This is a genomic window from Streptomyces sp. NPDC006207, assembly GCF_040613835.1.
Taxonomy (GTDB): Bacteria; Actinomycetota; Actinomycetes; order Streptomycetales; family Streptomycetaceae; genus Actinacidiphila.
Map to the genome: position 1 here is coordinate 1 of NZ_JBEXSX010000115.1, position 14474 is coordinate 14474.

The 14474-nt window shown below is 73.3% G+C and carries 11 protein-coding genes and 1 riboswitch; of the genes, 3 read left to right on the forward strand and 8 right to left on the reverse strand.

Annotated elements, in window-relative coordinates; all coding sequences use genetic code 11:
• Positions 1–90 precede the first annotated feature (90 nt).
• From ABZ312_RS43910 to ABZ312_RS43925, 4 genes are read right to left on the reverse strand one after another with little or no spacing between them, the layout of a single operon-like run.
• A complete protein-coding gene (locus ABZ312_RS43910; protein ID WP_499514494.1) occupies positions 91–735 on the reverse strand; it encodes a thymidine kinase in 645 nt (214 codons plus the stop codon).
• A 56-nt stretch (positions 736–791) separates the two neighbouring features.
• Positions 792–1976 carry an alkaline phosphatase family protein gene (locus tag ABZ312_RS43915; protein WP_500357450.1) on the reverse strand — a complete coding sequence of 395 codons (1185 nt, stop codon included), beginning with the start codon at positions 1974–1976 and terminating at the stop codon, positions 792–794.
• Positions 1976–2563 carry a DUF5998 family protein gene (locus tag ABZ312_RS43920; protein WP_499514492.1) on the reverse strand — a complete coding sequence of 196 codons (588 nt, stop codon included), beginning with the start codon at positions 2561–2563 and terminating at the stop codon, positions 1976–1978. Before ABZ312_RS43920 ends, ABZ312_RS43915 begins: the two co-directional genes overlap by 1 nt.
• 28 nt (positions 2564–2591) lie before the next feature.
• Positions 2592–5315: a bifunctional acetate--CoA ligase family protein/GNAT family N-acetyltransferase gene (locus tag ABZ312_RS43925; protein WP_500357448.1), complete on the reverse strand. Its 2724-nt coding sequence runs from the start codon at positions 5313–5315 to the stop codon at positions 2592–2594.
• A 120-nt stretch (positions 5316–5435) separates the two neighbouring features.
• Here ABZ312_RS43925 and ABZ312_RS43930 point away from each other — a divergent pair, with 120 nt between their 5' ends.
• Positions 5436–5717, forward strand: coding sequence for an HPr family phosphocarrier protein (locus ABZ312_RS43930; RefSeq protein ID WP_499514490.1), 282 nt, complete (start codon positions 5436–5438; stop codon positions 5715–5717).
• 215 nt (positions 5718–5932) lie between these two features.
• Here ABZ312_RS43930 and ABZ312_RS43935 read toward each other — a convergent pair whose 3' ends face one another.
• Together ABZ312_RS43935 and ABZ312_RS43940 are read right to left on the reverse strand one after the other, a co-directional pair.
• Positions 5933–6625, reverse strand: a complete 693-nt coding sequence (locus tag ABZ312_RS43935) for a GntR family transcriptional regulator (protein WP_499514489.1) — start codon at positions 6623–6625, stop codon at positions 5933–5935.
• 220 nt (positions 6626–6845) lie between these two features.
• Positions 6846–7610 carry a M23 family metallopeptidase gene (locus ABZ312_RS43940; protein WP_500440109.1) on the reverse strand — a complete coding sequence of 255 codons (765 nt, stop codon included), beginning with the start codon at positions 7608–7610 and terminating at the stop codon, positions 6846–6848.
• A 15-nt stretch (positions 7611–7625) separates the two neighbouring features.
• A riboswitch (cyclic di-AMP (ydaO/yuaA leader) is annotated at positions 7626–7782 on the reverse strand.
• Positions 7783–8060: 278 nt separating this feature from the next.
• Between ABZ312_RS43940 and ABZ312_RS43945 the strand changes: the two genes are divergently transcribed.
• Positions 8061–8906, forward strand: coding sequence for a class I SAM-dependent methyltransferase (locus tag ABZ312_RS43945; RefSeq protein ID WP_500357446.1), 846 nt, complete (start codon positions 8061–8063; stop codon positions 8904–8906).
• 70 nt (positions 8907–8976) lie between these two features.
• Here the strand turns inward: ABZ312_RS43945 and ABZ312_RS43950 are convergent, their stop codons facing one another.
• On the reverse strand, positions 8977–10347 hold the full coding sequence (locus tag ABZ312_RS43950) for a M16 family metallopeptidase (RefSeq protein WP_500440110.1): 1371 nt from the start codon (positions 10345–10347) through the stop codon (positions 8977–8979).
• Between the two features lie 17 nt (positions 10348–10364).
• Positions 10365–11717, reverse strand: coding sequence for a M16 family metallopeptidase (locus tag ABZ312_RS43955; protein ID WP_500321934.1), 1353 nt, complete (start codon positions 11715–11717; stop codon positions 10365–10367).
• Between the two features lie 206 nt (positions 11718–11923).
• Here ABZ312_RS43955 and ABZ312_RS43960 point away from each other — a divergent pair, with 206 nt between their 5' ends.
• On the forward strand, positions 11924–14374 hold the full coding sequence (locus ABZ312_RS43960; RefSeq protein ID WP_500321997.1) for a DNA gyrase/topoisomerase IV subunit A: 2451 nt from the start codon (positions 11924–11926) through the stop codon (positions 14372–14374).
• Positions 14375–14474 lie beyond the last annotated feature (100 nt).

Genomic DNA, 14474 nt, shown 5'->3' on the forward strand with positions numbered 1-14474 from the left:
GTTCCCACTCTGCGTCTGTCAGATCACCCCGCCCCATGTCCACATCAACGACCTGGACGGCGAGTAGTCACATGATCGGGCGGACAAGTCCTAGTCGACCGGCAGGACGTCCGGCGAGATCGCCGCCGCGCGCGCCGCGGCCGCGGTCATCCGCCGGATGTGGTGGCGGCGGCAGAGCACCTCGTAGCCGATGTCCGCGCCGGGGCGGTTGACGTCGCCGACGACGACCTGCTCGCCCTCGACGACCATCTCCCCGCCCACCGTGCGGGCGTTGTGGGTGGCACGGGCGCCGCACCAGCACAGGGCCTCGACCTGGAGCACCTCGATCCGGTCGGCCATCTCCACCAGGCGCCGGGACCCCGGGAAGAGCTTGGTGCGGAAGTCGGTGGTGATCCCGAAGGCGAAGACGTCCAGCCGCAGGTCGTCGACGATGCGCGCGAGCTGGTCGATCTGGTCCGGGGTGAAGAACTGGGCCTCGTCGACGATGACGTAGTCGGCGCGGGCGCCGCCGGACAGGTGCGTGACGAGGTAGCCGTAGAAGTCGAAGTCGTCGGCGGCCTCGACGGCCTTGGTCTCCAGGCCGAGCCGGGAGGAGAGGACGCCCTCGCCGGCCCGGTCGTTGCGGGTGAAGATCAGGCCCTCCAGGCCGCGTGCCGAGCGGTTGTGCTCGATCTGCAGGGCGAGGGTGCTCTTCCCGCAGTCCATCGTTCCGGAGAAGAACACGAGCTCAGGCATGAGGAGGCGGCGGCCTTTCGGGGCGGTGGTGGGCGGTGGGCAGGGAGGGCGGTGCGTCAGGTGCGGACTTCCAGCAGCGGCACCAACTGCTCCACGGGGGTCATCGAGCCGTGCAGGCCGACCATGGTGGACTCCCCCGGCTCGGAGCGGGTGGCGACGATCGCGACGTCGTCCCGGGCGACGGCGACGACGTCTCCGATGCGGCCGAGCACCCGGTCCTCCACGACGGGCCCGAACCAGCCCGCGGCGACCGCCTCTTCACGGGAGGCCACCCACATCTGCTCGCCGAGCACCTCGCTCCACACCGCGTGCACGTCGGCTGCGGCGCCTGGCACGGCGTAGACATGACGGGCCCGGGCCTCGCCGGCGAGGACGGCGACGCCGGCGCGCAGCTCCCAGTCCTCGTCGAAGTCGATCCGGGACTCCGGGTCGAAGGGGATGTCGATCATGCCGTGGTCGGCGGTGATGTAGAGCGCGCTGCGCGGCGGGAGCTGCTCGGCGAGCCGCTGGGCGAGCCGGTCGGCCATCATCAGCTGGCCGCGCCAGGCGTCGGAGTCGACCCCGTGCCGGTGGCCCATGGAGTCCAGCTCGCTGTAGTACGTGTAGACCAGCGCCCGGTCGGTCGCCGCGAGCCGCTCGGCGGTGAGGTCCATGCGCTCCTCGCCGCTGAGCCGCCCGTGGAAGGTGCCGCCGCTGAGGGCGATCTTCGTCAGCGGGGTGTGCTGGAAGGTCGGCGAGGTGACCTGACAGGTCTCGATGCCGGCGGCCTGGGCGAGCTGGAAGACCGTGGGGTACGGCTGCCAGACGTACGGGTCGGTCCACGGCTGCCATCGCAGCTGGTTCATCAGCTCGCCGGTGTCCGGGTTCAGCACGGTGTACCCGGCCAGGCCGTGCGCGCCGGGCGGCAGCCCGGTGCCGACGGAGGCGAGCGAGGTCGCGGTGGTGGAGGGGAAGCCCGCGGTGATCGGCCGGCCGCTGCCGGTGGCCGAGCCGGCGATCAGGGAGGTGAGGAACGGCGCCTCGTCGGGATGCCGGCGGATCAGCTCCCAGCCCATGCCGTCGACGAGGAACACGCAGACCCGGTCGGCGGGCACCAGGTCGAGCGCCGTCCGCGGGGCGCCGGTGATGCCGAGCCCGGCGGCGACCGCGGGCAGCAGGTCGCTCAGGGAAGCGCTGCCGTAGCGCGGGGCGGGTGCGGCGTACGGATCGAGCGGTTCGTAGGACGGGGCGGGATGGACCATCAGGAGGCCGCGCCCGCGGTCGCCTCGGAGAGCGCCTGTGCGAAGGCGAGGGCCTGGCGGACGGTCTCGGGGCCGTCGCCCGCCTCGCTGACCCGCAGGCTCAGGTCGTCGGCGCTGGAGGAGCCGGTGTAGCCGTGGTCGGCCTCGCAGTTGGGGTCGCCGCAGGCGGCGGGCTCCAGGTCGATGCGGCTGACCGCGCCCCAGCCGATGGTCAGCACGACCTCGCGGGGCAAGGTGCCCGGGGTGTACGACTCGGGGTTGGCGACGACCCGGCTCAGCACGACCGACGAGATCCGCTCCAGCTTGACCGACTCGGTGGAGGTGGTGGCGTAGGGGCTCGGGGAGGTGTCGTCGGCGCTCTGCTCGTCGGTGTGGCTGACGATGAAGCGGGTGCTGGTCAGGACCAGGACGGTGACGTGCCGGCGGACCTCGTTCGCGTCGAAGGTGGTCTCCTGGTGGACCAGGTACGAGGCGACCGCCTCCCCACCGACGGAGGCCTCCACGGCCTCGGCCACGAGGGCGGGGTAGTAGCCGCTGCGCTCGATCGCCGCGCGCAGCCCCTGGGTCGTCGTACCGGTCTTCGCCATGGCGACCATCCTAGTGCGGAGCACGTGTTCAGAAGGACGACAGTGCACGAGGCCCGAGGTCCGTGCGGGCCGGGGGGCGCGCGAGGCGCACGGAGGCGCCGAGCACGGTGAGGCCGGCGGGGGCCACCACGACCGGTTCGAGGTCGACGGAGACCACCTCGGGCAGGTCGTCGACCAGCCGCGACACCCGCAGCAGCAGCTCCTCCAGGGCGCCGGTGTCCACCGGCTCCGCGCCGCGCCAGCCGAACAGCAGCGGGGCGGCCTTGATGGAGCGGACCAGCTCGGCGACGTCCCGGTCGGTGGCCGGGACCAGCCGGTGCGCCATGTCGTCGAGGAGTTCGGAGGGGGCGCCGGCGATGCCGAAGGAGAGCACGGCGCCCGCGGCCGGGTCGACGGTGGCGCGTACGACCGTGTCGACGCCGCGCGGTGCCATGGCCTGCACGACCAGGTGCAGCTCCTCCGGCTTGCCCAGCCGGGCGGTCAGCTCCTCGAAGGCGCGGCTGATGTCGTCGGGGCCGGCGATGTCCAGGCGTACGCCGCCGAGGTCGGCGCGGTGCCGCAGGTGGGGCGCGGTGGTCTTGAGGGCGACCGGGTAGCCGAGCCGCCGGGCCGCCTCCAGGGCCGCGTCGATCCCGGGGGCGGGCAGCGTGGGCCGGACCGTGATGCCGTAGCGGGCCAGCAGGGCGGCGGCCGCGGAGTCGTCGAGGGGGACGCCGTGGGTGTCCCCGACGGGCTCCGCCGCCTCGTCGAGCAGCCGGGTGACGTCCTGGCAGGCGCCCGCCTCGTCGACGTCCTCGAACTCCGGCACCCTGCCGGGAACCTGGGCGTCCCTGCGCCACTGGGCGTACGCGGCGGCCCTGGCCAGTGCCTTCACGGCGCGCTCGGCGGCGCCGTACGCGGGGATGCGGACGGCGGCGAGGCGGGTGGCCATGGCCTCCAGGGCGGTGTGGACGATCACGACGGGCTTGCCGGTGCCGGCCTCGTCCGCGGCGGCGTGGAGGGCTTCGGCCAGCGCGGGGTCGTCGCTGCTCGCGGGGGCCTCGCCGAGGTCGGAGCCCACGCGCGGGATGGCGGTGACCACGACGGCGTCGTGGGCGGGGTCGGCGAGGGCGGCGGAGAGGGCGGCCCGGAAGTCCTCGGGGCCGGCGGCCGTGGTGAGGTCGAGCGGGAGGCCCGGTTCCAGCCCGGCGGTGAGGCAGGCGTCGTAGGTGAGCAGGCCGAGCGACTCCGAGTTGCCGAGGACCGCGACGCGGGGGCCCGCGGGCAGCGGGCGGCAGGACAGCAGCAGTCCGGTGTCGAGGAGCTCGGTGACGGTGTCGGTGCGGATGACGCCGGCCTGCCGCAGCAGGGCCGAGACCGTGCTGTCCGCGATGCGGGCGGGGGGCACCGCGTGTCCGGGCGGGGCGGCCGCCGAGTGCCGGGCGCCCTTGACGACGACGACCGGCTTGACGGCGGCGGTGCGCCGGGCGAGGCGGTAGAACTTGCGCGGGTTGCCGAGGGTTTCGAGGTAGAGCAGGGCGACGTCGGTGGCCGGGTCGTCGTACCAGAACTGCAGGATGTCGTTGCCCGAGACGTCCGCCCGATTGCCGGCGGAGACGAAGGACGACAGTCCGGCGCCGCGCCGGCGCAGCCCGGACAGCAGGGCGATGCCGATGGCGCCGGACTGGGTGAACAGGCCGAGCCGTCCGGCGTCCGGGGTCTGCGGCGACAGCGAGGCGTTGAGCCGGACGTCCTCGGCGGAGTTGAGGATGCCGAACGCGTTGGGGCCGATGACGCGCATCCCGTACGAGTGGGCCTGCCGCACCAGTGCGCGCTGCCTGCGGCGGCCCTCGGCGCCGGACTCGGCGTAGCCGGAGGAGATCACCAGCAGGCCCAGGACGCCGTGCCGGCCGCATGCGTCGACGGCCTCGGCGACGTCGTCGGCGGGCACGGCGATCACGGCGAGGTCCACGGTGTCGGGGATCTCGGCGACGGAGCGGTGGGCGGGGACGCCCTCCGGGTCGAGGGTGCGCAGGTCCTCGGGGAAGGAGCGGTTCACGGCGTGTACGCGGCCGGTGTAGCCGCCCGCGACGATGTTCCGGAGCACTCCGCGGCCGACGCCGCCCGGCCGGCGGCCGGTGCCGATGACGGCCACGGAGGCGGGGGCGAGCAGTCGCTGGACGGAGCGGGCCTCGGCGCGCTGCTCGCGGGCGCGCATGACGGCGAGGGACTGCTCGGTGGGCTCCAGGTCGCATTCGAGCCGGACGACGCCGTCGGTGAAGCTGCGCTGCTGGGTGTAGCCCGCGTCGGTGAAGACCTTGATCATCTTGCGGTTGGAGGGCAGCACCTCGGCGATGAAGCGACGGATGCCGCGCTCGCGGGCCACCGCCGCGATGTGCTCCATCAGGGCGGAGGCCACCCCGCGGCCCTGGTGCGCGTCCTGGACCAGGAAGGCGACCTCGGCCTCGCCGTCGTCGGTGCGGTCGTAGCGGACGGTCGCGATGAACTCGCCGCCGACCAGGGCCGCCAGGCCGACGCGGTCACGGTAGTCGTGGTGGGTGAAGCGGTGCACGTCCCGGTCGGAGAGCCGGGGGTAGGGCGCGAAGAAGCGGTAGTACTTGGACTCGTCGGAGACCTTCTCGTAGAAGCTGACCAGCCGTCCCGCGTCGTCCGGCGCGATGGGCCGGACGTGGGCGATCCCGCCGTCGCGCAGGACCACGTCCGCCTCCCAGTGGACCGGGTAGTCGCGCTCTGCGGCGGACGGCGTCGTCATGGCCCAAGCGTACGGGCACCTGCCGGTCGCGGGACCGGTGCGACGATGTGGGGACGGACCGGTGTCCGAGGCATGGCAGACTGGTCTAGACCTCCCAGGAACGACCCGAAGGGCAACACCATGGCTGAGCGCCGCGTCACCATCGGCTGGGCCGAGGGCCTGCACGCACGTCCCGCTTCGATCTTCGTCCGCGCCGCCACCGCCGTGGGCGCCCCCGTCACCATCGCGAAGGCGGACGGGGCCCCGGTCAACGCCGCCTCGATGCTCGCCGTGCTGAGCCTGGGCGTGGCCGGCGGCGAGGAGGTCGTGCTGGCCTCCGACGCGGAGGGGGTGGACGCCGCTCTGGACAGCCTCGCCAAGCTCGTCTCCGAAGGCCTGGACGAACTCCCCGAGACCGTCTGACAGCGCGCGGAGCCGCGGTGCGGCAAAAGGGGCGGGCCTGCGCGTGAAATCCGGCCGGATTTCGCGGACCCGCCCCTTCGCCATTGCGAGGTCATTTTCGGGCAGCGCGCAGCACAATAGGGCACGGAAATACCCCGCGCACAATTCCCCAAGTTGTATACGGCACTTCTGTTAAACCCGGCCGCGCGAAGTGTGTACGGCGTGTTTCCGATTCCTCACCGCGCCGCGGCGCCGCGCCCCGTGCTCTCCGGACGGCGCAGCCGGTGCACCGCCGTCGCCCGCTCCACATGGGCCGCCATCAGCCGCCGGGCCCGCTCCGCGTCACCGCGTGCCACCGCGTCCACGACCGCCCCGTGCTCCTCCCAGGACTCCACGGCCCGCCCAGGGGTGTCCACCGCGTACACCCAGGCGATCTTGTGCCGCAGCTGGGTCAGCAGCGCCACCAGGGTCGGGCTGCCGGAAGCCTGGGCCAGCGTCTCGTGGAACCAGCCGTCCAGCGCGGGCAGGTCGGACAACTGGCGCCGGAGGGAACGTTCCTGGCCCAGCCGGACGAGCCCGCGCAGCACCTTCACATGGGCCTCGGTGCGCCGCTGCGCCGCCCGCGCGGCGCCCAGCGGCTCCAGCAGGGCACGGATGTCCAGCAGGTCGGCGGCCTCCTGCTCGGTCGGCTCGGCCACGGACGCCCCGGCGTGCCGGCGGGTCCGCACGAAGCCCTCGGACTCCAGGGTGCGCAGCGCCTCGCGCACCGGGACCCGGGACACCCCGTAGCGCTTGGCCAACTGCTCTTCGGTCAGCCGGCTCCCCGGCGCGAAGAACCCGCTGATGATGTCGTCACGGATCGCGGTGCACACCGCCCGGGCCGAAATCGGGCGGCCCGCGCCGCCGGCCCCCTTCACGTACGACCCCACATCGCAGGTTCCTTTCGGTGCGCGCCGACGGCCGTCCTTTAATCCCCGTGTAACGGAGGAGCCGGCGTTTCTGCCGCGACTCTATTCCAGCACGCCGCCGATTCCGACGGCTGCCCTGAATTCATGGAGCATTTTTGGACACCCCGCGGCCGGGAAGCGCCGGCATGCCGAAGGCCCCGGCGGGGGAACCGGGGCCTTCGTGTGGGGGGAGGGGAATGGCTCAGATGCGGACGCCCTTGGAACGCAGGTACGCCAGCGGGTCCACGTCGGCGCCGTAGGACGGTGCCGTACGGGCCTCGAAGTGCAGGTGCGGCCCCGTCACGTTGCCGGTGGCGCCCGACAGGCCGATCTGCTGCCCCGCGGAGACGGTCTGGCCCACGGACACGCCCAGCGAGGACAGGTGGGCGTACTGGGTGTACATGCCGTCCGCGTGGCGGATCACGACGTTGTTGCCGTAGGAGCCGCCCCAGCCCGCCTCGACGACGGTGCCCGCGCCGGCGGCGTGCACCGGGGTGCCGACGGAGGCCTGGAAGTCCACGCCGGTGTGGTAGCCGGAGGACCACAGGCTGCTGGTCGCGTGGTAGGGCGTGCCGATGGAGCCGGCGACCGGCAGCATCCAGCCGCCGAGCGTGCCGCGGCCCTTGGCGGCGCTCCGGGAGGCGTGCGCGGTGCCGCTCTCCCGGGCCGCCTTGGCCTTGGCCGCCTTGGCGGCGGCCTCCTTGGCGGCACGCTCACGAGCGGCGCGCTTGGCGCGCGCGACAAGGACGTCGTGGCGCTTCTGCGCGACGACGGCGGCCCGGTGCTGGGCCGAGGCCTGGTCGGCGAGGTGCGCGGCGAGGTCCCCGGCGACCGCGGCGCAGCGGGCGAAGGCGGAACCCTCGGCCCTGGCGTCGGCAGCCGCGGCGGGCACGACGAACGCGCCGGTGGTGACGGTGGTCAGCGCGGCGGCGCCGGCCAGGGTGGAACGTATGGAGAACGACGCCATGGGCAGGCGGGGATCCTTTCCTTCCTTCTCGCCTACCGGGTTAGCTGACGGGTTCGGAGCAGGAAGGTCTCCTACGGGCGGCGGCAGGCCGCCCGATTCACCCCAGGGACATCTCAGGTGGGTCCCCGGCTCCCCAGGCTCACGCCTGACGGGGACTCGGCGATCGTTGCTCCGGTGCCGCGGGAGGCGGCTGCTTCCGCCGGGCAACCCGAGGACGTTAACCAGGCGTTGCTCCCGGTTCCAAAAAAATCCGGCAATATGTGCGGGATGCCACACCGGCCGCCAACCGGTCGCAACCGTCCGCAATACCGCGATGCCGCAGCTCCCCGGCGGTGCGCACCCCTCCCGGAAGCCCCCGCACGGCCGTGGCGCGGGCCGCGGTGACCGGCGTCACCGTCCGGCCCGGCCGAACGGGACCCGGTGGCGGCACCGCGTACGTAGGGTCACGGGGTGACCACGACACCAGGGGCGGCCACCGACGCCGCCCGCGCCGCCGAGGACTTCCTGCGCGCCTTCCACGACCGGATGCCCGGCCGTCAGTCGGAGGGGACCGAGGCCGCCCCCACCCGCGACGGGCGGACGAGTTACGAGGTGCTCGCCGAGCGTGTCGCCGGCGCCCGGCGGGTCCTGGACCTCGGCTGCGCGGACGGCGCCCTGCTGGAACTGCTCGCCGGGCGCGGGGCCGAGGTTCCCGCCGGCGTCGACCTGTCGGAGGGCGAGCTGGCCCTCGCCCGCCGGCGGCCCGCGCTGGCCGGCGCCGACCTGCGGCAGGGGCGTGCGCAGGAGCTGCCCTTCGCCGACGGCTCCTTCGACGCCGTGGTCTCCCACATGGCGCTCATGCTGATGTCGGACGCCGACCGGGTCGTGGCCGAGGCCGCCCGGGTGCTCGCACCGGGCGGCACGTTCGCCGTCGCCGTCGGCGGCGGGCCCGTCCCCGGCGAGGCCGTGGAGCTCTTCCTGACGCTGGCCGTGCCGTACTTCAAGGCGGCGCAGCGGCGTCTTCCGCGGCTGGGCGACCGCAGGACACGGAGCCGGGAGGGGCTCGACGGGCTCCTCGCACCCCTCGGCTTCGCACCGCTGTCCTGGGAGACGGTCGTCATCGGCATGGACGGGACGCCCCACGAGGTCTGGTCCGCCCTCACCGGGACGTTCTACGACATGGAGGTCCTGGACGAGGAGCCGGCCGAGGAGCTGCGCGCCGTGTTCCTGGACCGGGCCGCAGGCCTGAGCGGAGCCGGCGGACGCGTTCCGTGCGGCATGCGGATCAACGTGGCGGCGGCCCGGCTGGACCGCTGAACGGGTAGCCCCGCGCACCGCGGCCCCGGGTGCCGCAAGGGCATCCGGGGCCGCGGTGCGGAGCTACCGGTCAGCCGCCCGTGACGACCTCGACCGGGCCGATGCCCAGCTCGCGGATCGGGTCCGCGATGACGGAGGCGTCGCCGACGAGGACGACCACGAGCCGGTCCAGGGGGAAGGCGTTGACGGCCGCGGCCGTCGCCTCCACCGTGCCGGTGACGGCCAGCCGCTCGTAGAGCCGGGCCTGGAAGTCGTCCGGCAGGGACTGCTCGACCTGGTCGGCGAAGGTCCCGGCCACCGCCGAGGCGGTCTCGTAGCGCAGCGGCGCGACGCCCACCAGGTTCTGCACGGCGGCGTCGCGCTCCTCGTCGGTGAGCCCCTCCGCCCCCAGGGTGCGCAGCACCTGCCAGGTGTCGGCCAGCGCGGGCGCGGTGACGTCGGTCGCCACGGACCCGCTGATGCCGAGCAGGGAGACGCCGGTGCCCTCGGGCGTGGACAGCAGCACCTGGCCGAAGGCCCGCACGCCGTAGGTGTAACCCTTCTCCTCGCGCAGGACGCGGTCCAGGCGCGAGGTCAGCGTGCCGCCGAGGCAGTACGTGCCGAGCACCTGGGCGGCCCACACGGGATCGTGGCGGTCCGCGCCGGCGCGGCCGATGAGCACCTGGGTCTGGACGGACCCGGGCCGGTCGACGATCACGACGCGCGCGGTGTCGTCCGCGGTGATCGCGGGCAGCGGGCGGCGCTCGGCGGGCTTGCCGCTCCACTCCCCCAGCGTGTTCTCGAGCAGCGCCTCCAGGTCGATCCCGGTGAAGTCGCCGACCACGACGGCCGTCGAGGTGGACGGCCGTACGTGCGTGTCGTAGAAGGCACGGACGGCGGAGGCGTCGATGCGCGCGACCGTCTCCTCGGTGCCCTGGCGCGGCCGGGAGCAGCGCAGGTCGGCGGCGAACAGCTCCTTGGACAGCGCCATGGCGGCGCGCCGCGCGGGGTTGGCCAGCTCGTGCGGGATCTCGTCGAGGCGGTTGCGCACCAGCCGCTCGACCTCGCCGTCCGGGAACGCCGGGGCGCGCAGCGCGTCGGCGAGCAGGCCGAGGGCCTTGTCGAGACGGGAGGCGGGGACCTCCAGGGAGACCCGCACGCCGGGGTGATCGGCGTGTGCGTCGAGGGTGGCCCCGCAGCGCTCCAGCTCGGCGGCGAACTCCTCGGCGGTGTGCTTGTCGGTGCCCTCGGACAGGGCCCGGGCCATGATCGTGGCGACGCCGTCCAGGCCCTCGGGCTCGGCGTCGAGCGGCGCCGTGAGCAGCACCTCGACGGCGACGACCTTCTGGCCGGGGCGCCGGCTGCGCAGCACCGTCAGCCCGTTGGGCAGCGTGGACCGCTCGGGGGCCGGGAAGTCCCAGGGCTTGGGCTGTCCCGGCCGTGGCTGCGGGTGGAACGTCATGGTGGTGTGGACGTCGGTCACTGGTCCGCGCCCTCCTCGTCCTCGTCGGAGTCCTCGCCGGACGCGTCCGGCGAACCCGTGGGCTCGTAGACCAGCACGGCGCGGTTGTCGGGCCGCAGGGTGGCCGCGGCGACGGCGCGCACCTCGTCCGCGGTGATGTCCAGGATGCGCTTGACGGCGGTCAGCGCGAGCTGCGGGTCGCCGAACAGCACGGCGTACCGGCACAGTTCGTCGGCACGGCCGCCGACCGTGGCGAGCCGGTCCAGCCACTCGCGCTCGAGCTGGGCCTGCGCCCGCTCCATCTCCTCCGGGGTCGGGCCCTCCTCGGCGAAGCGGGCCAGTTCCTCGTCGACGGCGGCCTCGATGGTGGGCACCTCGACGCCGCTGGACGTCTTCACGTCGAGCCAGCCGAGCGACGGCGCCCCGGCCAGCCTCAGCAGGCCGAACCCGGCCGCGACGGCGCTGCGGTCCCGGCGCACCAGGCGGTTGTGCAGCCGGGAGGACTCACCGCCGCCGAGGACGGTCAGCGCCAGGTCCGCGGCGTCGGACTCGCGGGTGCCGTCGTGCGGCAGCCGGTAGGCGGCCATCAGGGCGCGCGAGGGGACGTCCTCCTCGACGACCTCGCGGAGCTCCCCGCCGATCACCCCGGGGAGTGAACCGTCACGGGGCGCCGGCTTGCCGTCGTGGGACGGGATGGTGCCGAAGTACTTCTCGATCCAGGCCAGCGTCTGCTCCGGGTCGATGTCCCCGACGACCGCGAGGACGGCGTTGTTCGGAGCGTAGTAGGTCCGGAAGAAGGCGCGCGCGTCCTCCAGGGAGGCGGCGTCCAGGTCCGCCATCGAGCCGATGGGGGTGTGGTGGTACGGGTGGCCGTCCGGGTACGCCATCGCGGTCAGCCGCTCGAAGGCGGTGCCGTAGGGGACGTTGTCGTACCGCTGGCGGCGCTCGTTCTTGACCACGTCACGCTGGTTGTCCAGGCTCTGCAGGTCCAGTGCGGACAGCAGGCTGCCCATGCGGTCGGCCTCGAGCCAGAGCGCGAGCTCCAACTGGTGGGCCGGCATGGTCTCGAAGTAGTTGGTGCGCTCGAAGCTGGTGGTGCCGTTGAGGGAGCCGCCGGCGGACTGGACCAGTTCGAAGTGGCCGTTGCCCTTGACGTTCGCCGAACCCTGGAACATCAAGTGCTCGAAGAGGTGGGCGAGTCCGGTACGGCCCTTCACCTCGTGGCGGGAACCGACGTCGTACCAGAGGCAGACCGCGGCGACCGGGGTGAGGTGGTCCTCGGAGAGCACGACGCGCAGGCCGTTGGCCAGGCGGTGCTCGGTCGCGGTGAGGCCGCCGGATTCTGCCTCCGGCGTGGCCGTGTGACCCATGGGCAAGCTGTCCTTCCGGTCGCGTACTCGTTGTTTTGTGCTGAGACCTGCCACTCTAGGCAGCGGACAAACGGCCCGCGAAGTTCCCGTCACCGCCACGTATGAGGCGGGGGGGTGGTCCGGGCTGTCGGTGGGGCGGTCCACAATGGTCCGCGACAGTCCCGTGTCCTTATCCGATGAGGTCCAGCCGAAGGAGCAGCGCCCTGATGGCCCGCCGCACCACGAAGACCCCGCCGCCGGACGATTTCGAGGAGCGCATCCTCGACATCGACGTCGTCGACGAGATGCAGGGGTCCTTCCTCGAGTACGCCTACTCGGTCATCTACTCGCGCGCCCTCCCGGACGCCCGCGACGGGCTCAAGCCGGTGCACCGGCGGATCGTCTACCAGATGAACGAGATGGGGCTGCGCCCCGAGCGCGGCTTCGTGAAGTGCGCCCGCGTCGTCGGCGAGGTGATGGGCAAGCTCCACCCGCACGGCGACTCCTCGATCTACGACGCGCTGGTGCGCATGGCCCAGCCGTTCTCGATGCGCGTGCCGCTGGTCGACGGCCACGGCAACTTCGGCTCGCTCGGCAACGACGACCCGCCGGCCGCGATGCGGTACACGGAGTGCCGCACGACGCCCGCCGCGATGCTGATGGTCGAGTCGATCGACGAGGACACCGTCGACTTCACGCCGAACTACGACGGCCAGGAGCAGGAGCCGGTGGCCCTGCCCGCCGCCTACCCGAACCTGCTGGTCAACGGCGCCTCGGGCATCGCGGTCGGCATGGCGACCAACATGCCGCCGCACAACCTGGGCGAGGTCATCGCGGCCGCCCGCCACCTGATCCGCTACCCGAACGCGGACCTCGAGACGCTGATGCGGTACGTCCCCGGCCCGGACCTGCCGACCGGCGGCCGGATCGTGGGCCTGGACGGCGTCCGGGACGCGTACGAGACCGGCCGCGGCACGTTCAAGATCCGCGCCACGGTGGCCGTCGAGGACGTGACGGCCCGCCGCAAGGGCCTGGTGGTGACCGAGCTGCCGTTCGCGGTCGGCCCGGAGAAGGTCATCTCCAAGATCAAGGACCTGGTCGGCTCGAAGAAGCTGCAGGGCGTCGCGGACGTCAAGGACCTCACCGACCGCGAGCACGGACTGCGGCTGGTCATCGAGGTGAAGAACGGCTTCCACCCCGAGGCCGTCCTGGAGCAGCTGTACAAGCTGACCCCCATGGAGGAGTCCTTCGGCATCAACAACGTGGCGCTGGTCGACGGCCAGCCGCTCACGCTGGGCCTGAAGGAACTGCTGGAGGTCTACCTCGACCACCGCTTCGAGGTCGTCCGGCGGCGCAGCGAGTTCCGCCGCGGCAAGCGCCGGGACCGCCTCCACCTGGTGGAGGGCCTGCTGGTCGCCCTGGTCGACATCGACGAGGTCATCTCGATCATCCGCTCCAGCGACAACGCCGCCCAGGCCAAGGAGCGCCTCATCGAGCGCTTCGCGCTGTCGGAGATCCAGACCCAGTACATCCTCGACACCCCGCTGCGCCGGCTGACCCGCTTCGACCGGATTGAACTGGAGTCCGAGCGGGACAGGCTGACCGCCGAGATCGAGGAGCTCACCCGGATCCTGGAGTCCGACGCCGAGCTGCGCAAGCTGGTCGGCGCCGAGCTGGCGGCGGTCGCCAAGAAGTACGCCACCGAGCGCCGCACCCTGCTGATGGAGCCGGGCGCGGCCCCCGTCGCGGCCGTGCCGCTGGAGGTCGCCGACGACCCGTGCCGCGTGCTGCTCTCCTCCACCGGGCTGCTGGCCCGTACGGCGAACGGCGAGGCCCTGGCCCCGGGCGACGGCAAGCGCGTCAAGCACGACGTGATCGTCTCGGCGATCCCGACGACGGCGCGGGCCGACATCGGGATGGTCACCTCCACCGGGCGCCTGCTGCGGATCGCCGTGATCGACCTGCCGATCCTGCCGGAGACCTCCGGTGCGCCGAACCTGGCGGGCGGGGCGCCGCTCGCGGAGTTCCTGTCGCTGGAACCGGACGAGCAGGTGCTCTGCCTCACCACGCTCGACGAGTCCTCGCCGGGTCTGGCGCTCGGCACCGAGCAGGGCGTGGTCAAACGCGTCGTGCCGGACTACCCGGCGAACAAGGACGACCTGGAGGTCATCGCGCTCAAGGAGGGCGACCGCATCGTGGGTGCGGTCGAACTGCGCACCGGCGAGGAGGACCTGGTCTTCATCACCGACGACGCACAGTTGCTGCGCTACCCGGCGGGCCAGGTCCGTCCGCAGGGCCGCCCGGCGGGCGGCATGGCCGGCATCAAGCTGACGGACGGCGCGAAGGTGATCTCCTTCACCGCCGTCGACCCCTCGGCCGACGCCGTGGTCTTCACCCTCGCCGGGGCCCGGGAGACGCTCGCAGGCGCCGAGGAGGGCACGGCCAAGCTCACGCCGTTCGACCAGTTCCCGCGCAAGGGAAGGGCGACCGGCGGCGTGCGCTGCCAGCGCTTCCTGAAGGGCGAGGACATGCTGCTCCTCGCCTGGGCCGGCTGCACCCCGGCCCGTGCCGCCACCTCCACGGGCGCGCCGGCCGACCTCCCGCCCAAGGACCCGCGCCGGGACGGCTCGGGCGTGGCCCTCACCAAGCGGGTCTCGGTGGTCGCCGGCCCGGTGTGACCGGCACGTCCACAGCGCCGAGGGGCGCGGCACCCGGTACGGGTGCGCCGACCTCGTCCTCGGCCACGCGCCCTCCCCGGCCGTCCCCGGCCGCTGCGGG